The organism is Sphingomonas bacterium, assembly GCF_903644135.1.
In the GTDB taxonomy this organism is placed as follows: domain Bacteria; phylum Pseudomonadota; class Alphaproteobacteria; order Sphingomonadales; family Sphingomonadaceae; genus Sphingomonas.
In genome coordinates, this window is the sequence record NZ_CAHJXA010000310.1 from 1 (window position 1) to 3,348 (window position 3,348).

2 protein-coding genes are annotated in these 3,348 nt (G+C 70.9%); one reads left to right on the forward strand and one right to left on the reverse strand.

The annotated features are described in order from the left end of the window. Nucleotides 1–3,091: NAD-glutamate dehydrogenase domain-containing protein (locus HUU96_RS13535; protein ID WP_174293280.1), on the forward strand; the 3,091-nt coding region annotated here is incomplete at its 5' end. 18 nt (nucleotides 3,092–3,109) lie between these two features. Here HUU96_RS13535 and HUU96_RS13540 read toward each other — a convergent pair. Then, a partial coding sequence (locus HUU96_RS13540) for a DUF922 domain-containing protein (RefSeq protein ID WP_174293281.1) occupies nucleotides 3,110–3,348 on the reverse strand: 239 nt, incomplete at its 5' end.

The following is a 3,348-nucleotide window of genomic DNA, read 5'->3' on the forward strand; positions in this document are numbered from 1 at the left end:
GGAGGGTGACCGCACGACGCTGAAGATCTATCGCCGCGGCGGCGCGTTGGCGCTGTCCGACGCGGTACCGGTGCTGGAGAATTTCGGCTTCCGCGTGATCGAGGAGGTGCCGACCGCGCTGACCGACGTCGACCAATCGTCGATCCACGCCTTCCTGATCGAGACCGGCGGCACGCTGCCGGTCGAGGCGGCGGTGCTGGAGGCGGCGATCGCCGCGGTGCTCGAAGGGCGTGCCGAGAACGACGCGTTCAACCGCCTGATCGTCGACGCTGCGATGCTGCCCGCGGGCGTGGTAATGCTGCGCGCCTGGTTCCGCTACCTGCGCCAGGCGGGGCTGCCTTACGGGCTGACCACCGTCGTCGACGCGCTGCGCCGCGCGCCGGTCGTCGCCGCCGGGCTGATCGCGCGCTTCGCCGCCGCCCACGACCCGGCACCGCCGATCGACGTCGCCGCTGCCAACGACGCGATCGAGCAGGGGCTAGCGGCGGTGGTCGGCATCGACGACGACCGCATCCTGCGCGCCTATCGCGCGCTGATCGCCGCCTGCCTGCGCACCAACGCCTATACCGCCGTCGGCGACCCGCTGACCGGCGAGGCACTGGCGTTCAAGCTCGACAGCCGGCTGATCCCCGGCCTGCCCGCACCGCTGCCGTGGCGCGAAATATGGGTCTATTCGCCGCGCGTCGAGGGCATCCACCTGCGTGCCGGGCCGGTGGCACGCGGCGGCTTACGCTGGAGCGACCGGCGCGACGACTTCCGCGTCGAGGTGCTGGGCCTGATGAAGGCGCAGCGGGTCAAGAACGCGGTTATCGTGCCCACCGGGGCCAAGGGTGGCTTCTATCCCAAGCAGTTGCCGCCCGCGTCGGACCGCGACGCCTGGCTGGCGGAGGGAACAGAAAGCTATCGCATCTTCATCCGCGCGCTGTTGTCGCTGACCGACAACATCGTCGACGGCGCCGTCGTCCATCCCGCCGGGGTGCGCTTCCATGACGGCGACGACCCGTATTTCGTCGTCGCCGCCGACAAGGGCACCGCGACGTTCAGCGACGTGGCGAACGCGCTAGCGCTGGAGCGCGGCTTCTGGCTGGGCGACGCCTTCGCGTCCGGGGGCTCGGTCGGCTACGATCACAAGGCGATGGGGATCACCGCCAAGGGCGCGTGGGTCGGCGTCCAGCGCCACTTGGCCGAGCGCGGCGTCGACATCCAAGTGCAGCCGATCAGCGTGGTCGGTTGCGGCGACATGTCGGGCGACGTGTTCGGCAACGGCATGCTGCTGTCGCGTGCGCTCAAGCTGGTGGCGGCGTTCGACCACCGCCACATCTTCATCGACCCGACGCCCGACCCGGCCGCGAGCTGGGCAGAGCGCGCGCGGCTGTTTGCGCTGCCGCGCTCGTCCTGGGCGGATTACGACGCGGCGCTGATCTCGGCAGGCGGCGGTGTGTGGTCGCGGTCGGAAAAAACCATTCCGTTGTCGCCGGAAACGTGTGCAGTGCTCGGCGTGACCGCCACGTCGCTGGAGCCGACCCAGCTGATCTCGGCGATCCTGAAGGCGCCCGCCGACCTGCTGTGGTTCGGCGGCATCGGCACCTATGTGAAGGCGGCGGCGGAGAACAACGCGTCGGTCGGCGATCCCGCCAACGACCGCCTGCGCGTCGATGCCGAGGCGTTGCGCGTCACCGCGATCGGCGAGGGCGCGAACCTGGGCGTGACGCAGGCGGCGCGCATCGCCTTTGCGCTGCGCAAGGGCCGGCTCAACACCGACTTTATCGACAATTCGGCGGGCGTCGACTGCTCGGATAACGAGGTCAACATCAAGATTGCGCTCAACCGCGAGATGATCGAGGGCCGGCTGGCGTACGAAGACCGCAACACGCTGCTGGCGAGCATGACGGATGACGTCGCGCATCTCGTGCTGGAGGATAATCGGCTGCAGACACTGGCGCTGTCGATCGCCGAGGGCGGTGCGGTGGCGGCACTACCGAGCTATCTGCGGCTGATCGAGATGTTCGAGGGCTCGGGCCGGCTCGATCGCGCTGTCGAGGGGCTCGCCTCCAACGAGGAACTGGCGCGGCGGGCGCAGGAGGGCGGCGGGCTGACCCGGCCCGAGCTGGCGGTGCTGCTCGCCACCGCCAAGCTCGCGCTGCAGGACGCGATCGAGACGGCGAAGTTGGGCCTCGACCCGGCGCTGCTTCCCGACCTCCACGCCGCCTTCCCTCCGGCGATGCGCGAGGCGTTCGGCGCGGCGATCGACGCGCACCGCCTGCGCGGCGAGATCGTCGCCACCAAATTGGCCAACCGCATCGTCAACCGGCTGGGGATGCTCCACCCGTTCGAGCTGGCCGACGAGGAGGGGGCAGCGATGGGCGACATCGCCGCCATGTTCGTCGTCGCCGAGCAATTGTTCGGGCTCGACGCGCTTTGGGCCGACATCGAGGCGGCGGCGATGCCCGAAGCGGGCCGGCTGGCGCTTTTCGACGAGGTCGCGCTCGCCGCGCGCTCGCAGATCGCCGACCTGCTGCGCGTCAGCGCGCCAGGTCGCAGTCCCGGCCGGACACTGACGCTGTTGCGGCCGGGCGTGGAAGCGATCGAGCGGCAGATCGAGGAGCTGCTGCTGGACGAAGCGCGCATCCAGGGGCAGCGGATCGCCGCCGCGCTCGCCGCCGCCGGTGCGCCGCCATCGCTCGCCAGGCGCGTGGTACGGCTGTTCGAGATGGACGGCGCGGTCGGCCTGGCCGATCTCGGCGAGCGGATCGGCCTGGACGAGGCGGTGGTCGCACGCGCCTTCACCCATCTCGGCCAGGCGCTGGGGCTCGACTGGGCGCAGGCGAGCGCGGCGCGGATCGTGTCGTGCGATCCGTGGGAGCGGCTGCTGCTTGCCGGGCTCGCGCGCGATTTCCAGCAGATGCGGCTCGACTTCCTGGCGCGCGGCGAGGGCGATCCGCAGGCTGTCGTCGAAACCTGGCTGACCGCCAACGCCGCCCGCGTGGCGCAGTTCAGGGCGCTGATCGACCGTGCACGCGGGGCCGCGCAGCCGGGTGCGGCGATGCTCGCGCAGATCGCCGGGCAGGCACGGGTGCTACTCGGGCGTTAGGTTGATCCATCGGTACGCCTATGGAAACACCGCCCCCTGGGTCAGGCCATGCTGCGTCTCGCGATCATAGGCAAGGTCGTGGGCGACGATGTCGGCCAGCGCTGCCTGTCCCGCCGCCTCCGCAGTGGCGCAGGTCGCGCCCCGGATCGCGGCCAGCACGTCGCCGCGATGCTGCCACGCATAGCGGACATGCCCCGCCTCATGCTCGTCGAGCGCCGCGGCGTAGCGCCGCCACGCCGCCTGCACCTCGGCCGGCA